The following is a 16,218-nucleotide window of genomic DNA, read 5'->3' as shown; positions in this document are numbered from 1 at the left end:
CTTTTTGCCCGAAACGAACTTGCGATAGCGCAGTAGATCACTGACGCAACAGATCTACGGCAACAGCATCGACTGCACGCCACTGCACCAAAGCATCGCGCACCGCATCAACCATCGTCGCCCGCCATTCCGGGTTTGAAATGTTTTCAAAATCCCGCTGGTTCGACAAAAAACCCAACTCCAGCAAAATCGACGGGATGTCGGGGGACTTCAGAACCGAGAACCCAGCTTGACGAACAGGTCGGGGATGCAATGGCAAAGATTTTTTCCGCAGCTGTGCGTGTAAAATACCCGCAAGACTCTGCGTACGTGGCTGCGTTTCCAACCGCGCCAGATCAATCAACACGTCGGCGACAACGTCATCTGCATCGGTCAGGTCCACACCTGCCAACATATCAGCCCGATTATGACGCTCGACCAAGGCGGCGCTGGCCTTGTCAGAGGCACTTTTGGACAAGGTGTAAACCGTCGCACCGCGCGCTTGGCCTTCACGCAAGGCATCCGCATGCACTGACAAAAACACCTCGGCGTTCACCTGATGGGCAATCGCAACGCGTCGCTCCAACGATACAAATCTGTCGTCATCGCGTGTTAGATACACTTCGAACTCACCAGTGCGGACCAGTGCTTCTTTCAGGTCTTTGGCAAAGGCCAGCATCAGATCTTTTTCAAAAGATCCGTTCTTTTCCGCGCCGGGATCGAGGCCACCATGCCCAGGGTCAATGACAATCCGCATAGGATCATTGTCGCGTGGCTTTTGTTTGGTCGCGGTCACATTAGACGCGTTCTCTTGTTCCCACCCCGGGGTTTTGGGCGATCCACTGTTTGCCCTGAAGTCCTCAGCCGAGGTTTCCGCCAGAATAACTTCAAGCTGCGCCGTCTGGTCCAGATCATCAATCGACAAGGAAGCCGTTTCAAGACCATACGGCCCAGCTAGGTTGGCGATCATACGTGACCACCCGGGTTTGAAGCCACCGACGCGCACGGATGTCACTCGATCACTTTGATCAAGCGCCTCAGGTTCAACCCCCTGCCAATCGATCTCGCGGAAATCAACGACCAAGCGCGGCGGATTGTCCAACGTAAACACGCGCCACGGCACGCCCTGCGTCAACGTCAGATCCAACTGCACCCCACCGCGCTTATCTGTAAATGCATTATTTTCACCCTGCAGACGGGCAAGGCCGCTGAAGTCTTGCGCGTTGGCAACAAAGGCGCTGCACCACAATATACATGCCAGAATTATCCTGATCATTCTGCTCTTCCGCCGTTCTTTTCGGTCTTGGGCGCAAACTACATCATGCACGGCTCAATGAACACTGCTAAGGCTGCGTCTCTCGGCAACCGAATTTTATGCTTCGCTGCGTTTGTCCATGAAGGTTTTCAATCGGCGCAGACCTTCAGCGATATCCGCTGTGGATCGCGCGTAGGAAAACCTGAGCGTGCCATGGCCACGTTCGGGGTCGAAATCCAATCCCGGCGTGACAGCAACCCCCGCCCGATCCAGAATTTCGGCAGCAAAGGCGCGACTGTCATTGGTTAGATGACTGACATCCGCATAGACATAGAACGCCCCATCCGGCGGTGCGATCCGGTCAAAACCTGCTTTTGGCAGCCCTTCCAGCATCAATTGACGATTTTCGCGGTAAACGGCCATATTGGCTTCCAGCTCCACGTCGCAATCCATGGCCGCCAGCGCCGCAATCTGGCTGGCATGTGGGGGGCAGATGAACATATTCTGCGCCAAACGCTCGATGACACGCACATGATCTTCGGGCACGACCATCCAGCCAATGCGCCAACCAGTCATTGAAAAGTATTTCGAAAACGAATTGATCACATAGGTCTGGTCACTGATTTCAAGCGCGGTCACGGCTTTGGCCTCATATTCGATGCCATGATAAATTTCGTCACTGATAAAGGCTATGTTCTGGTCATGCGCTGCGGTGATCAGCCCTTCCAATTCCGTCCGGCAAAGCATTGTCCCAGAGGGATTCGCAGGTGATGCAACCAAGACACCAGCTAGATTTTGCCCTAAGAAGTCTGCGGGCGTGGGCTGCAGGCGATTTTCCGCTGCTGTCTCCACCTCGACGGGCACCAAATTCAGCGCTTTCAGAATTTGCCGATAGCTTGGATATCCCGGGCGTCCGATCCCCACCCGATCACCCGCGTCGAACAGCGCCGTGAAGGCCAAGATAAACGCAGCTGACGAACCTGAAGTAACCACAACACGTTCAGGGTCCAAGGCGAGCCCGTACCAGTCTTTATAGAGATCTGCGATCCGCGCACGGAGCGCTGGAAGCCCCAAGGCCACCGTGTATCCCATCGCATCATGATTCATCGCCTGCGCCAATGCACCCCGCGCACCTGCGGGAGCTGGCGTACCCGGTTGTCCCACCTCCATGTGGATGATGCTGCGCCCCTTCGCTTCGGCACGACGCGCCGCCTCCATCACATCCATCACGATAAAGGGATCAACCTGAGATCGGCTTGAGTTTCGCATGTTTTTTTCCCACACTGCCCACGATCAGGCCAACTCACAGGGAAAGGGCCGTGCCGTCAATGCATGTTCTGCGTCTTTTGATTGTGAGTCTGGTTTTGGCATTCACCTTGGCCACCCCTGCACGCGCGATATCCCTGTTGCGGGACCCCGACATAGAGTATGCCCTCAAACAACTGGCCGCACCTATTCTCAAGGCAGCGGGGCTTAGCCCTTCCCGCATCAACCTATTAGTGGTGGATGATCGATCACTCAACGCTTTTGTCGTCGACCAAAACCATATCTTTTTGAACTCTGGGCTCATTCTCAAAATGAAGTCGCCCGCCATGTTGCAATCGGTCATTGCGCATGAAGCCGGGCACATCGCCAATGGCCACTTGATGCGCCGTCCAATCAACCTCCGAAATGCACGCACGGCTGCTGGCATCGGTACAGTTCTGGCCGCGATCGGGGGTGCAGCAGCTGGGAACGGTGCACTGGCTGCGGGGGCAGCAGCGGGGGTTCAAGGCTCCGCTCTGCGCTCATTTTTTTCCCATACACGCGCCGAAGAAAATGCTGCAGACCAAAGCGGCCTGCGATACATGGCAGCCGCAGGCATTGACACACAGGGCGCGGTCCAAGTCATTGATATATTTCGCGGACAAGAGGCATTGTCGGTCGGGCGTCGCGATCCATATGCCAGCACCCACCCGCTTTCGGCAGATCGCTTTCGCACAGTGAACCAACTGGCATCTGCCTATGCTGGAAAGGCCAAACCGCAGCCCACTTCAGACTACTGGTTTGCGCGTGCCAAAGGAAAGCTCTCAGCCTTCAAACGATCCCCCAAATGGACCTTGACCCGCGCCGGAGAGTCTGGATTTGAAGACGTGAAGTACATGCGGCAAGCGGCGGCCCATCATCAAAGGTCAAACACCAAAAAAGCCTTAAACGCCATTGACAAGGCCATTCAGATTCGGCCTAAAGATCCGTATTATTATGAGCTTAAAGGACAGATTTTGATGGAAAGCCGTCAGTTTTCTGCGGCATCCTCGGCTTATGGAACAGCGGCCAAGCTCGCAACTAATAATGCTTTAATCCTAGGCTCTTACGGTCGTTCGCTGATGGCCTTAGGAAAAGTCAAGCAAGCCACGCAGTATCTGGAAAAATCCCGTGCGTTAGATGCTCGCGATATTCGTGTCATGCGCAATCTGGCCTCGGCCTACGCCTCACAAGGCAACAATGGCATGGCGTCACTAGTGACTGCGGAACGTTACGCGCTATCTGGTCGCTTGCGGGATGCCGGTGTTCATGCCAAACGCGCCTCAGACTTGTTGCCACGCGGATCCACCGGTTGGCGGCGTGCTCAGGATGTTTTGGCCGCATCAGAGGCTGCCTCGAAAAAACGGAGAAAGAAAAAATAATGCTGAAATCAACATTGAGTGCGTTGACGCTTGCCACAGCCTGCCTTGCCCTTCCTGCGCAGGCAATAGATCTAGACAGCATGTCAGTCGATGAGCGCGAGGCTTTCCGTGCTGAAATCCGGGCCTACCTTTTGGAAAACCCTGAGGTGATCATGGAGGCCGTTTCGGTTCTTGAACAACGCGAAGCAGCGGCGCAGCAGCAAAGCGATGTGGAACTGGTCGAGCAAAACCGTGAAGCGCTGTTCAATGATGGCCACTCTTGGGTCGGCGGCAACCCCGAAGGTGATATTACACTTGTGGAATTCATGGATTATCGCTGTGGATACTGCAAACGTGCCGCGCCAGAAGTCGAGGGCCTGCTGGCCTCAGACGGCAATATTAAGCTGGTGATCAAAGAGTTCCCGATATTGGGAGAGGCCTCTGTTCTGGCATCACGCTTCGCCATTGCGACACAGCAGGTGGCAGGCGAAGACAGTTATAAGGCCATCCATGACGCATTAATCGCATTCAAAGGTGATATTAGCGAGTCTTCACTTGGCCGACTGGGTGAAGCACTGGATCTAGATACCAACGCCATCATCGCGCATATGAACAGCCCGGAGGTGGATCAAGTGATCGCTGAGAACCATCAACTGGCACAAAAGCTCCAAATCTCTGGCACACCATCTTTCGTGATGGAAGATCAGATGATGCGTGGATATCTGCCCGTAGATGCGATGCAACAAATCGCGACGCAAATCAGAACACAATAAAACACAAGCGCCTCGTAGTTACTCCGCTGCGGGGCGCGCGGCTTCTTCTTTGTCGATTTCAGCGGCGCGTTTTTCCACCTCTTCCACAATGTGTTCGACCATCTGGTCGTTGCTCATCTTGTGGCTGGCTTTGCCCGCCAGATAGACCATACCGTTGCCAGCACCGCCGCCGGTAAATCCAACATCCGTCATCAACGCCTCGCCTGGGCCATTCACGACGCAGCCGATAATACTCAGGCTCATCGGTGTTTTGATGTGTTCCAGACGTTTTTCTAACGTTTCCACTGTCTTGATCACATCAAAGCCCTGCCGCGCACAACTGGGGCAAGAGATAATGTTCACGCCGCGGTGACGTAGGCCAAGCGATTTGAGGATTTCATAACCAACCTTGACCTCTTCAACCGGGTCCGCCGACAGTGACACGCGTATGGTATCGCCAATGCCCATCCACAGTAGGTTTCCCATCCCTATTGCCGATTTGATCGTTCCGCTGGTGAGGCCACCTGCCTCGGTGATGCCAAGGTGAATCGGAGCATCCGTGGCTTCAGCCAATTGTTGATAGGCAGCGGCGGCCATAAAGACGTCGCTGGCCTTCACGCTGATCTTGAATTCATGGAAATCATGATCTTGCAAGATTCTGATATGATCGAGCCCAGATTCAACCATCGCATCGGGGCACGGCTCACCGTATTTATCCAACAGATGCTTTTCCAAAGATCCCGCATTTACACCAATCCGAATCGAGCAGCCATGATCTCGGGCTGCGGAAATCACTTCTTTAACCCGATCTGCGTTGCCGATGTTGCCCGGATTGATCCGTAAGCAAGCCGCCCCCGCTTCGGCAGCTTCGATCCCGCGTTTGTAGTGAAAGTGGATGTCGGCAACGATGGGAACCGGGCTTTCTGCCACGATCTCTTTCAACGCCTTGGCGCTGTCCTCATCAGGAGTGGAGACCCTCACTATGTCCGCGCCAGCTTCTGCTGCCGCCTGAACTTGCGCAACTGTCGCCGCCACATCCCGTGTGTCCGTGTTGGTCATTGTTTGCACGCTGATTGGTGCCCCGCCGCCCACCGGAACATTACCAACATGAATTTGGCGGCTTTCGCGGCGATAGATGTTACGCCAAGGACGGATATGATTAAGCGACATGACTGGACCCAGACCGATTGTAGACGGTTACGCTTTAGATAGGCGTACTATCCGTCGCAGGCAATCAGCAATTCAGAGTTATTCTTCGGGTGTCTCTTCTACAGCAGGTGCAGTGTTCAACTCCGCCACATATTTGAACAGATCGTCATCTTGTTCGGGAGCAGCGTATTGGTATGCCCCTGTGATGGAATCCGCGTCCAGCTTAAGATTCGACGTCACCGAACCACTATTCCCTGCAGGACCATAGAGTTTGCCATCTACCTGAAAATAGACCGCACCAGACTCACCGATGCGGGCAATCTGCGCTTCTTCCGTTGCGGGCACAACGTAAGATTCACCCGCCTTCATAACAGTTTCATAGACAATACTGCCATCGGCGGCCCGAACCCGAACCCATGAGGGCCTCACGGCAACCATTTGCAAGCCGGGCAGCGGTTTTCCCACAACTTGCGGGCTTGGAATGGCAGGCGCTTCATGCGGGTTTGCTGTTACATTTTTAGCAACCGACGCGGTGTCTGCCTTTGGCAACTCGGGGCGCAACGTCCCGACCTGTCTGGGGTCAAGGGTGGAAATAGGCGCATCACGTGCCACCAAAACTGGAACATCCAGCGCCTCAGGGCGGTAGAGACGATCCAATTTATCCGCATTCGGAGCTCTAAATATCGCACCATTTTCAGCGAGTTGAGGATCTTCTTCGAAAACCTGCCCATTGCCTGCAAGAGGATCGAGGTCGGCCAAAACGTCCGGTGCGTTTTCAACCGGTGCGAACTGGACGCGCTGCACTTCGTTGAGCACCGCCCACCCGCCATAGCCGATCCCGCCGATCAGTGCCGCAAGGACCAGGATGGACCCGATGGCGCCGGGTTCAATGCGGGAAAAGAACCCGTCATTGCCTTGCATATACGCAGGTGCTTGCCCGAACAGCGGGTCATCAACCCGGGCAGACTTGGCCAGAACACCCGTCGATTTCCGAATTGTCGAGGCCTCAGCCGACATTCCATGCGCAATCGAAAACCCACTTTCCTCGCAAAAGTCTTTGAACGATTGGTCGGGATCCATCCCGAGATAGCGCGCATAAGACCGGACATAGCCCGGAATAAAGCCAGGCGTATCAAAGGCATCAGGATTAGAGTCTTCGATGGCAGAAATATAGGCCGCTTTGATTCGCAATTCACGTTCAACATCCAAGAGCGACTTGCCCATGGTTGCGCGTTCACCGCGCATCATGTCGCCAAGCCGCAGTTGAAAATCGTCAAACCCCTTTGGTTCAACGTTTTGAACATCGTCATTGCGCGTAGATCGACGCCCGATCATGCAGCCTGCCCCTTTTTTTACTAAGCAGCGATCCAAAGTCCCGATTCGACCGCCACCCGTTTTCTTTAGATCAGACTAACATATTTCAAGCTAATATGCACTTTTGATGGCATTAACCTGTCATTTCGGCGCGATTCAGCGCGCAATGGCTCCATAATTCGTCCATCGCCTGCACCAAACGGTTCACCTCATCCGGTCCATGCACGGGCGACGGGGTGAAACGCAGGCGTTCTGTTCCACGGGGAACGGTCGGGAAATTGATTGGCTGAGCATAGATGCCGTAGCGCTCCAGCAACATGTCACTCAGAATCTTGGTGTGCACGGGGTTGCCAACCATCACTGGAACGATATGCGAACCGTGGTCAATCAGAGGCAAACCAAGCCCCTTCAAGCGCAGTTTCAGAATTTTCGCCTGAGTTTGATGTTGCTCACGCAAGTCGTGATCACGCTTTAGGTGCGCAACGCTAGCAGCAGCACCCGCCGCAACAGCAGGCGGCAAGGACGTCGTAAAGATAAAGCCCGGCGCGTAAGAGCGGATGGCATCACACATTTTGGCGCTCGCGGCGATATAGCCCCCCATCACACCATACGCCTTCGCCAAAGTGCCATTGATGATATCAAGACGGTGCATCAAGCGATCACGTTCTGCGACACCACCGCCTCGAGGGCCGTACATGCCTACAGCATGAACTTCATCAATATAAGTCAGCGCGCCAAACTCGTCCGCCAAATCACAGATCGCCTCAATCGGGGCAAAGTCGCCATCCATCGAATAGATCGATTCAAAGGCGATTAGCTTGGGGGCATCAGAATCATCCGCTTCAATCAGCTCGCGCAAATGGTCCAGATCATTATGCCGGAAGATCCGCTTGGCACCGCCATTACGGCGTACACCTTCGATCATCGAGGCATGATTCAATTCATCGCTATAGATGATCAGGCCAGGAAACAGCTTTGGCAAAGTGCTCAGAGTCGCGTCGTTGGCGATATAGGCGCTTGTGAACAAAAGCGCAGCTTCTTTCCCATGCAAATCGGAAAGCTCTGCCTCAAGCTGTTTGTGGTAAACTGTTGTGCCGGAAATGTTACGCGTGCCACCTGAGCCCGCTCCAGTGGCATCCAACGCCTCATGCATCGCGCTCAAAACGACGGGATGTTGGCCCATTCCCAGATAGTCGTTGCCGCACCAAACAGTGATCTCGCGCTCTTCCCCATCAGGGTGTTGCCATACGGCGTGCGGAAACTGGCCCTTTTTGCGCTCAATATCGATAAAGGTCCGGTACCGGCCTTCGTCATGCAATCGGGCAATCGCCTCATCTAGCTTTGCTGTATAGTCCAAAGGGCATCCCCTAATCGTGTTGCGCGCCGCTCTCAGGCTTAGCTGTATTAAACTTGTAGACAGAGTCGGACAGTTTTTCCAGTCTTTAAGCCGTGCAACTCTTTCACAAAAGAGTACAAAATGCCGCTGGTCCCGCTTTGATCTTAATCAAGCTCTGGACAGCAAAGTGCGGCCTGATACCTTCGCCGTCAAATTACCATCGAGCCGGAGCTGAATATGTCCATCGACGCTATATTATCCCACATTGACGACGAAATCCCAAATGCGATTGATCGCCTCAAGGAATTGCTGCGCATTCCGTCAATTTCAACCGATCCAGCTTATAGCCAGCACTGTCAGCAGGCGGCGGATTGGCTGGTCAACGATTTACGCAGTATTGGCGTTGAAGCCAGCAAACGTGAAACTCCGGGGCATCCGATGGTCGTGGGCCACTTTGGCGATAGCGGCCCGCACGTTCTATTTTATGGCCATTATGACGTGCAGCCAGTAGATCCGCTGGAATTATGGAACAGCGATCCGTTTGATCCGCAGATCGAGGGGACCCCGAACGGCCCAGTCATTCGCGGACGCGGGTCATCAGATGATAAAGGCCAGTTGATGACCTTTGTCGAAGCCTGTCGCGCCTATAAGTCGGTCACAGGCACACTGCCCTGCCGCATTACATTCTTCTTCGAGGGTGAAGAAGAATCCGGCTCTCCGTCCCTCATTCCTTTCCTCGAAGAAAATGCCGACGAGTTGAAAGCTGATATCGCGTTGGTTTGTGACACCTCGATGGTCTCCCCCGGCGTGCCGTCGATCTCGTCGCAACTGCGTGGCATGTTGAAAGATGAGTTCACCATTCATGGCCCACGGATTGACCTGCATTCGGGCCATTATGGCGGCCCAGGCCTCAACCCACTGAAAGAAATTTCACGAATCATCGCGACGTTTCACGATGAAAAAGGGCGCGTTGCAGTTGAGAACTTCTATGATGGGGTGCACGAAGTCCCCGCCGAATTGTTGCGCCAATGGGAAAACTGTGGCTTCGATGAGGAAACATACCTGAACTCTGTTGGTTTTACGCAACCTCATGGAGAAGAGGGTTATTCCGCCTTGGTACAACAATGGGCGCGCCCGACGCTCGAGATCAACGGATTGTGGGGTGGGTATCAAGGAATCGGTTCAAAAACCGTCATCCCGGCCGAAGCGCATTGTAAGCTGACCTGTCGTCTGGTCGGGGACATGGACCCGGACAACGTCCGCGCGGCGCTACGCAAACATGTTGAAGATCGGTTGTCACCAGATGCACGCGTCACATGGGACAGTGATCTTGATGGTTCACCGGCATCGGTCATGAATATCGACCGCCCTGAGTTCGAGCGTGCCCGGCAAGCCCTGTCAGATGAATGGAACCGCGAAGCCGTTTTTGCCGGCATGGGTGGATCTATTCCGGTCACACGTTTCTTCACAGATATTCTCGGGCTCGATTCCATGCTCATCGGGTTCGCCCAGGATGACGATGCGATTCACAGCCCGAACGAAAAATACAATGTCGAGAGCTTTCACAAAGGCATTCGCAGTTGGGCGCGTGTAATGGATAAACTTACAAATTATTGAAGCACTCAAGCCATGAGAATAACCATATTTTCATGGCTTTTTTACCACAAACACTCTGCGCCCGAACCGGACGTGTTTTTTACAGAATGTGAGGAATAAAATGGCGCGGTTGACGGGGCTCGAACCCGCGACCCCCGGCGTGACAGGCCGGTACTCTAACCAACTGAGCTACAACCGCGCACTACGCTTAGGCTTTGATCGTGCAGCGGTGGCGCGGTTGACGGGGCTCGAACCCGCGACCCCCGGCGTGACAGGCCGGTACTCTAACCAACTGAGCTACAACCGCTCGCTGCGCGCCCAAAGCCTTGGACGTGTGGCGCTTATTATGACGGCGCTCCGGCCCCGTCAAGCGCCCATGAGATGAATTTCGATTTTCTTTTTTGACGACCACCCAAATTCTATTCTGAACGCAGCGGCGGCGATTAGTGCAATGCATTGGCACGCTTCTTCAGCACGGTCGAACCGTTGCAGTATTCAAAGATCCGTAACGCTGAGGCCAGCCCCTCTTCAGACCGGCACTCCGCGGCCCAATCAAGGATCAGTTCAGCCTCTTCTGCCGTCACGGATGTAGGTTTTTCAATTTTGAATTTTCGGCGAATGACGGATAGGGAACACTCCTCTATTCCGTCATTCGAAGCTTTTACACTCGCCATATAACCACTCTGTTACCACTTAAAGCGTAATCAGTATTTGACGAATCTGGCAAAACGTCAATATAAATGACTCAATGTCCGAAATTTGGGATCGGTGAGAGAAGTGCTCGATTTTCACGATAGACTGAAATCCTATATTAGGGATTCAGATTACGACTACAAAAGCTTGTCCTTGGAAATCGGACAGGGCGAACGCTACATATCCAATTTGCTCTCTTCCAAGAGCGATCCGGGATACACAAGTGTTGTGAAAATTTGTTCAGCCCTGGGATTGACGCCTAATCAGCTGGCAGGCCTCGACAACCAGATCACCATCTCAAGTAACGATCTGGACAATCGTGTGGTCAGTGCACATGCAGAAAAAATCCTGACTGCTGTGACCCGCGAAGCGCAGCGTAAGCTGACTCGTCGTGGTGTAGGCCCTTTGATCGATGACGTCCTAACTTGGTGGCATCAACAAAATGGCCTGCTCGCAAATTTTGATGGCCTTGCCGATCACGTTGACCTTTATTTACCACCAGAGCCGAATTCCAAACTCCCACTACCATACTCGATCGGGGAAAAGAGTCTTGCGACAGTTTGTTTCGGCATCAAATCTGTAGAGCATCTTAAATACTTGTTCACGACATTTGACGAAAACCTGTGCGAAAGTGTCAGCATGGCGCATGTTGAAACGTCCAAAGGTGACCCGCAATTGTCGGTTCAAGAGATTGACGTCAACTTACCGGGTTACAGCTTCCCTCTGCGCTTTAGCTATAAACGCCTACTGCTGCCGGTTCATGACGGAAATGGTACCGAATATGTTCTGAACTATTCACAAGCTCTCGAGTGATCGCGCATAGTGGTGCATCATATGTGACAGGTGCCCCTCTGGCAGCGCTACCAACCATTCCGCATCTCCACGCCCTTCAGGTGTTGGCTGCGCCCAGCGGGCCACGCCTGGCAATTGGATGGTGAAGCCATAGTTGGTTGCAAAACCCGCACGCACGTCGCGATCACGCATCATCGCATAGATCCAATCAACAGGCCATTTTGCAGCAATACAACTGTGCATCAGCATCATCAAATAACGAAGCCGCTGCCTTGAACCGCGTCGGTCGGGCCGCACGAACAACTCTCCGATGTATGCCATACGTCCATAAAAGCCAGGTGGCAGAGCATGGGTAAAATCCAGCAAGGTTTGACCATCTTCATGAGGGTAATGCCGGTCCATCGTGCGCATCATATATTCGCGCATGGATTCTCGGCCGATATTGTCATAACGCGCTGCAAGGGAAACAACATATTCGCCCTCTTCTCGCATAAACAGCCAGATACCGCTTTCCTCGGTGAAGTCATTATAGCGTGAAGAAAGTTTAGGCGTCAGACCGGGTTTTCCCATCTCTTCGGTCAATTGCTCCGCCTGAACGAAGTCGGTGATCATCTCGACTTCGACTCCTTCTTCGGCAAGCGCCCCTAGGCATTCGCCTCCGACCTTGATCAGGTCCAATGAATTCCCCAACTGCCCAGTCCCCACTTTTCAATTGAAGGGTTTATTACTCAGTACAAGTTTTATTTGCCCGTTCCTGACGTCTTACCCGGAAAGTCCCATTCAGGCAAAGTTTTGTTGCGTAAGCGCCTGAATTTTAACCAAAGGCTCATATTTTCAACACAGTTTTCACCCCTGAGGGGTATTCAGCAAAGCGGCGCAGCTTTACTGTGTAATTTCCAGATCAAATTCCGCAATGAATGTACAAGTTGCAGCTCTCTAATTGGCGTTCAACACTTGGGTTTTCTTATGAACATTTTCAATCATGTCTAAGAAGGTAACCCACTACAACATTCAATGTGAGCCTTTCGAAATGCGCATTCCTTAGCAACTAATTGTTTTCAAGAGCAATTCGCCAAATAGCCGTTTGTAACCTCTTACAAGTTGGCCTCTGAGAAAAAACACACAGGCTATAGGCCGCCATTTCCCAGAGAACCACCATGCGCCTTTAAAACTGCCAGCCTAAGACCCTGAACGAGGGTGCGACATGGGCGTTTAGTACTGTCTGGAGATCGTCGCGGTCATCTGATGTCCAGGGCACGTTGAACCAGGCACTTGAAGAAACAGCGGTGGATCAGGCAAACGTCATTCATCGTCCGCACCTACTGTCAGGCAATGGCCCCTGCTATATCTCTGGGGAACTGGCCGAATAGCCCCCTACCCTCGTGGGTGTGTCTCTCTGGCGCAATCTATGCCCAACCGACGCACTTTTAGCTGGCCTGAGCGCAGTGTTGTCCCTGTCTGTAATGCCACAGCTTGTGACGGAAAATAGAAGCGCAGCGAGGAAGTACATTTGAGACCTGTGGTCGTTCTGATAATGACTGCCAAGTGGGGTCTAAGTGTGAGGGATGGATTTAACGCGACGCCATCCAATCTTCAAACATTTTGTCCGTACTGTCCTTTAAGATACCGCTGATAATTTCACCACTGTAGAACGAAGCGGCGCCAGCAACAGTTGATGTATCGAGATTGATCTGGTTGAGGCCAATGTTCGTTAGCTTTCTAATTGACGTGGCATAAACCACTCTTGGAATGCGGTTCCAAATAATCGCGCTCATGCACATTGGGCAGGGCTCTCCTGTTGTATAGAGGGTCAGTCTGCTCCAATCCAATTGCGGATGTTCGTCACCACAATTTATCATGGCATCCATTTCCCCGTGGTATATTCGGTTCGAACTGCCGCGATTCCGTCCCTTGCACATGACTTCACCGCTTTCGTGGTCTACAATAACCGCGCCAAAGGGTGGGCCGCCATCGATCAAGTCGATAGCCATCTGCATGTATCGTTCGTGGTGCTGCCGTTCTTCATCGGTAAGCGTATCAGCTGACCTTGTAACGACCTTCTGGCTAAATGCAGCCGACGGTGTTGTATGTGCTGAAAGAGCCGCCGCCGTTGCTAACAACAATCCCCTGCGTCCAATCTGCATATTTTCGACCTCAATTGCACAACTTACAGTCAGCAATGGTACCGCTAGCAATTTCAGCTATCAACAAAAACTCACCGGCGCTTTTTCACTGGCAGTCAATGGAACTAGCGTTTCACCTATCAATATAGGTCTACAACAGACTTTTATCGCCTTTTTGACGCGGCATTCACGCTTCCCTGCTGAGTATTTGATGTTGTTGAATTATGGTTTACTTGCGCTTCGAGAAAACGGCAATATTACACAGTTACGCTTTGCCATTACCGCCGTCTCGAAGCGTATTGCGAGCTTCCTAAAACCTGTCAAAACCTGTGCTTCAAAAGATATTCGCGTGATCCTGACTTTTCGAACGCCATAAAAAGTAAGGCAATTCCGCAATTATTAGAATAAGCGTTGGCTCGCGTGCCTTCGCCCCTCGGTCACAATAGGTTGAGGCACAATTACCTTCATTGCGATTTCGGAAACAATCCGTTTATAATTGCTCATCAATAGTGCTCTGAGACACAGACATATTTAATACCCAGATGCACAATTTTTATTGACCGATACTACAGACCTATCGCGCGTATCGACTACGCGATTATGGAAATTTTCATTGGGGGCAATTATGAATCTTTACACACACGATAACATTCGTAATCTGATAAATTCCGCTGACGCGGAAAGGCGGCAACAAGGGGCTTTCATTTGTAGCCCGATGGTGTTCAAGGATTTATGGCTTATCTGTGATGAAAATGGCCGGTTCATCATGGAAGATCCGGAGCATAAGATTGATCCACCCAAGGTGCTCGGGTTTCCGGTTGTGAAAGTACCTGGCTACAAGGGGCTCACCTTTGAGTAAGAACTCAACTAGAGCACTGAGTAGCCCTATCTGTCGGGTCCAATGTTATTGTTCGTGCATGATCGGCCTCGGTTCCATCGTGATAATGGTTTCTGGTGCCAGAGGGAGGTAGCCCAATGCACTGTGCGGGCGTTTGGTGTTGTAGTGTTTCCTCCATTCTTCGGTGAGAATCTGCACTTCTCTGAGCGAGTAAAGGATTTCTCCGTTTCGTAATTCATCCCTCATGCTGCCGTTGAAGCTTTCGCAATATCCGTTCTCTCAAGGCGAGCCTGGTTCAATGTATGCGGTCTTACCTACGTCCGTTTCGTCCGCGCAGTAGATATTCCTCGATTTTGTCCCCACTTCATACGTACTTGTCTCGAATCCGAGCAAAATTGAGCTCTGCTAACGATTTCACTTGGGGGACCAACTAGACAGAATCTTAATTTATTCTTTGTTTTCAATGATAATTGGTGCGGGCGGTGGGACTCGAACCCACACGGCCATTCGGCCTTCAGATTTTAAGTCTGATATGTCTACCATTCCATCACGCCCGCATCCGGCGCATCCCTTCCGTAGCGCGGCGCGAAAAGGAAAACAACGCCTTAGGGTGATCGATTAGTGATTTTTTTATGCCAAATTGCTATTCAATTATCTGAGGTGGAAAACAGTCATAATTCTTGCTCTGTTGCCTCTAAAGCCGGTAACAAGTGGCGCTCGGACAGCCACGGGTTCAAAACCAGTGCTTTGCGCAATGCCACCGCTGCCTCACCATTGCGTTCAAGCGCGGAAAACGTAAGCGCCTGCCCCGCTAGAGCAGCGACATGTTTGGGAGATAACTGAATTGTCCGCTCGAGATCAGGCAGCGCTTCTCGGTAATTCTCACGCAGGAAATTTACATATGCCCGTTGATTGTAGCCCTCGGCATAGTCGGGACAATAGTCCACGAGCGCATTGAACGCGATCATTGCACCGTCGAAGTCATAGGACTTGCGCCGCCCCATACCCTCATCCAGAAGCTCTTGGGCATGGTCGTCAGGCGCATCCGCCCAATAGAACCACATCTCACTCGAAATCAGCCGGGCCGACATTTCATCTGGTGCATTTTGCACATCGTGGATCAACTGACCAAGCGCTGCACTATGATCAGGTGCATCAGGGCAGGACTGTGCCCATGCCGGAGCAGCTGCGATCAGGAAAGGAAAAATATAATTCATGCCTTTAGTATGGGGCGTAGAAAACGTCCGTCAAATCACATCTGTGAGTGCGTTTTCCTTGACCGCCTGCATCGCTACATAGGTAGAGGTGCTGGCCACATGTGGCAGTGTCGACAGTTTCACTGCCAGAACTTGCCGATAATCATTCATGTCTTGGGTGCGTATTTTCATGAGATAGTCAAAGTTTCCCGCAATCATGTGGACCTGCTCGATCTCAGGGATCTTGCTCACAGCGGCGTTAAATTCCGACAACGCCTTTTCGCGTGTATCGCTTAGACGCACCTCGACAAAGCTCACGTGATCCATACCAAGGCGGATGGGATCAATCAGCGCGCGATAACCGGTGATGACCCCTTCCTTTTCCAATCGACGTAACCTGGCTTGCGTCGGTGATTTCGACAAGCCGATTTCCCGTGCGAGGTCTGTAATGCTGATCCGCCCATCTGACGACAGAACGCGTAGAATCGCGCGATCAAACCGATCAATCTCAATATGGTCACTTTGCACATCATTTCCTAAAATTAACAAT

The 16,218-nt window shown here is 52.3% G+C and carries 16 protein-coding genes, 3 tRNA genes and 1 pseudogene; 6 read left to right on the top strand and 14 right to left on the bottom strand.

Going from position 1 to position 16,218, the window contains the following annotated elements:
* Nucleotides 1-37: 37 nt before the first annotated feature.
* Together ROA7450_RS01940 and ROA7450_RS01935 are read right to left on the bottom strand one after the other, a co-directional pair.
* Nucleotides 38-1,255, bottom strand: a complete 1,218-nt coding sequence (locus ROA7450_RS01940; protein ID WP_085803970.1) for an N-acetylmuramoyl-L-alanine amidase — start codon at nucleotides 1,253-1,255, stop codon at nucleotides 38-40.
* A 96-nt stretch (nucleotides 1,256-1,351) separates the two neighbouring features.
* The gene (locus tag ROA7450_RS01935) at nucleotides 1,352-2,503 is read right to left on the bottom strand and encodes a pyridoxal phosphate-dependent aminotransferase (RefSeq protein ID WP_085803969.1); all 1,152 of its coding nucleotides are present in this window, start codon (nucleotides 2,501-2,503) and stop codon (nucleotides 1,352-1,354) included.
* Between the two features lie 59 nt (nucleotides 2,504-2,562).
* On the opposite strand from ROA7450_RS01935, the gene ROA7450_RS01930 reads away from it, so the two are divergent.
* Both ROA7450_RS01930 and ROA7450_RS01925 read left to right on the top strand, forming a co-directional pair.
* The gene (locus ROA7450_RS01930; RefSeq protein ID WP_085803968.1) at nucleotides 2,563-3,900 is read left to right on the top strand and encodes a M48 family metalloprotease; all 1,338 of its coding nucleotides are present in this window, start codon (nucleotides 2,563-2,565) and stop codon (nucleotides 3,898-3,900) included.
* Nucleotides 3,900-4,652, top strand: a complete 753-nt coding sequence (locus ROA7450_RS01925; protein ID WP_085803967.1) for a DsbA family protein — start codon at nucleotides 3,900-3,902, stop codon at nucleotides 4,650-4,652. Before ROA7450_RS01930 ends, ROA7450_RS01925 begins: the two co-directional genes overlap by 1 nt.
* An 18-nt stretch (nucleotides 4,653-4,670) precedes the next feature.
* On the opposite strand, the gene ispG is transcribed toward ROA7450_RS01925, so the two are convergent.
* The 3 genes from ispG to hemA form a co-directional block, all read right to left on the bottom strand.
* Nucleotides 4,671-5,801, bottom strand: coding sequence for a flavodoxin-dependent (E)-4-hydroxy-3-methylbut-2-enyl-diphosphate synthase (ispG, locus tag ROA7450_RS01920; protein ID WP_085803966.1), 1,131 nt, complete (start codon nucleotides 5,799-5,801; stop codon nucleotides 4,671-4,673).
* Between the two features lie 78 nt (nucleotides 5,802-5,879).
* The gene (locus tag ROA7450_RS01915) at nucleotides 5,880-7,115 is read right to left on the bottom strand and encodes a helix-turn-helix domain-containing protein (protein WP_085803965.1); all 1,236 of its coding nucleotides are present in this window, start codon (nucleotides 7,113-7,115) and stop codon (nucleotides 5,880-5,882) included.
* A 112-nt stretch (nucleotides 7,116-7,227) separates the two neighbouring features.
* Entirely contained in the window at nucleotides 7,228-8,451 is a 1,224-nt protein-coding gene (hemA, locus tag ROA7450_RS01910; protein WP_085803964.1) for a 5-aminolevulinate synthase, read from the bottom strand.
* Between the two features lie 216 nt (nucleotides 8,452-8,667).
* Here hemA and ROA7450_RS01905 point away from each other — a divergent pair, with 216 nt between their 5' ends.
* The gene (locus ROA7450_RS01905; RefSeq protein ID WP_085803963.1) at nucleotides 8,668-10,047 is read left to right on the top strand and encodes a dipeptidase; all 1,380 of its coding nucleotides are present in this window, start codon (nucleotides 8,668-8,670) and stop codon (nucleotides 10,045-10,047) included.
* Between the two features lie 101 nt (nucleotides 10,048-10,148).
* Here ROA7450_RS01905 and ROA7450_RS01900 read toward each other — a convergent pair.
* The 3 genes from ROA7450_RS01900 to ROA7450_RS20700 form a co-directional block, all read right to left on the bottom strand.
* Nucleotides 10,149-10,225: transfer RNA gene (locus ROA7450_RS01900), tRNA-Asp, on the bottom strand.
* Between the two features lie 31 nt (nucleotides 10,226-10,256).
* A tRNA-Asp gene (locus tag ROA7450_RS01895) sits at nucleotides 10,257-10,333 on the bottom strand.
* 136 nt (nucleotides 10,334-10,469) lie between these two features.
* Nucleotides 10,470-10,700 carry a hypothetical protein gene (locus tag ROA7450_RS20700; protein ID WP_143534317.1) on the bottom strand — a complete coding sequence of 77 codons (231 nt, stop codon included), beginning with the start codon at nucleotides 10,698-10,700 and terminating at the stop codon, nucleotides 10,470-10,472.
* Nucleotides 10,701-10,803: 103 nt separating this feature from the next.
* Between ROA7450_RS20700 and ROA7450_RS01890 the strand changes: the two genes are divergently transcribed.
* The gene (locus ROA7450_RS01890) at nucleotides 10,804-11,532 is read left to right on the top strand and encodes a helix-turn-helix domain-containing protein (protein ID WP_085803962.1); all 729 of its coding nucleotides are present in this window, start codon (nucleotides 10,804-10,806) and stop codon (nucleotides 11,530-11,532) included.
* Here the strand turns inward: ROA7450_RS01890 and ROA7450_RS01885 are convergent.
* Nucleotides 11,515-12,189 (bottom strand): hypothetical protein, encoded by a 675-nt coding sequence (locus tag ROA7450_RS01885; protein ID WP_085803960.1) that lies wholly within the window; start codon nucleotides 12,187-12,189, stop codon nucleotides 11,515-11,517. The two genes, ROA7450_RS01890 and ROA7450_RS01885, sit on opposite strands and share 18 nt — an antisense overlap.
* Nucleotides 12,190-13,082: 893 nt before the next feature.
* On the bottom strand, nucleotides 13,083-13,502 hold the full coding sequence (locus ROA7450_RS01880) for a nucleoside deaminase (protein WP_159453979.1): 420 nt from the start codon (nucleotides 13,500-13,502) through the stop codon (nucleotides 13,083-13,085).
* A 4-nt stretch (nucleotides 13,503-13,506) separates the two neighbouring features.
* Between ROA7450_RS01880 and ROA7450_RS20910 the strand changes: the two genes are divergently transcribed.
* Entirely contained in the window at nucleotides 13,507-14,010 is a 504-nt protein-coding gene (locus tag ROA7450_RS20910; RefSeq protein ID WP_159453978.1) for a hypothetical protein, read from the top strand.
* A gap of 249 nt (nucleotides 14,011-14,259) precedes the next feature.
* Entirely contained in the window at nucleotides 14,260-14,493 is a 234-nt protein-coding gene (locus ROA7450_RS01875) for a phage major capsid protein (RefSeq protein WP_085803957.1), read from the top strand.
* Between the two features lie 45 nt (nucleotides 14,494-14,538).
* Here the strand turns inward: ROA7450_RS01875 and ROA7450_RS01870 are convergent.
* The 4 genes and pseudogenes from ROA7450_RS01870 to ROA7450_RS01855 all read right to left on the bottom strand — a co-directional run.
* Nucleotides 14,539-14,784 (bottom strand): annotated as a pseudogene (locus ROA7450_RS01870) (integrase core domain-containing protein); the annotation flags it as partial.
* 159 nt (nucleotides 14,785-14,943) lie between these two features.
* Nucleotides 14,944-15,029 (bottom strand) — tRNA-Leu (locus ROA7450_RS01865).
* 114 nt (nucleotides 15,030-15,143) lie between these two features.
* Nucleotides 15,144-15,689 (bottom strand): tetratricopeptide repeat protein, encoded by a 546-nt coding sequence (locus tag ROA7450_RS01860; RefSeq protein WP_085803955.1) that lies wholly within the window; start codon nucleotides 15,687-15,689, stop codon nucleotides 15,144-15,146.
* A gap of 30 nt (nucleotides 15,690-15,719) precedes the next feature.
* Nucleotides 15,720-16,196, bottom strand: a complete 477-nt coding sequence (locus ROA7450_RS01855) for an Lrp/AsnC family transcriptional regulator (protein WP_085803953.1) — start codon at nucleotides 16,194-16,196, stop codon at nucleotides 15,720-15,722.
* Between the last annotated feature and the right edge of the window lie 22 nt (nucleotides 16,197-16,218).

The organism is Roseovarius albus, from assembly GCF_900172335.1.
GTDB classification, from domain to species: domain Bacteria; phylum Pseudomonadota; class Alphaproteobacteria; order Rhodobacterales; family Rhodobacteraceae; genus Roseovarius; species Roseovarius albus.
Note: the sequence above shows the minus strand (reverse complement) of the source record. Positions and strands in the feature narration are given on the sequence as shown.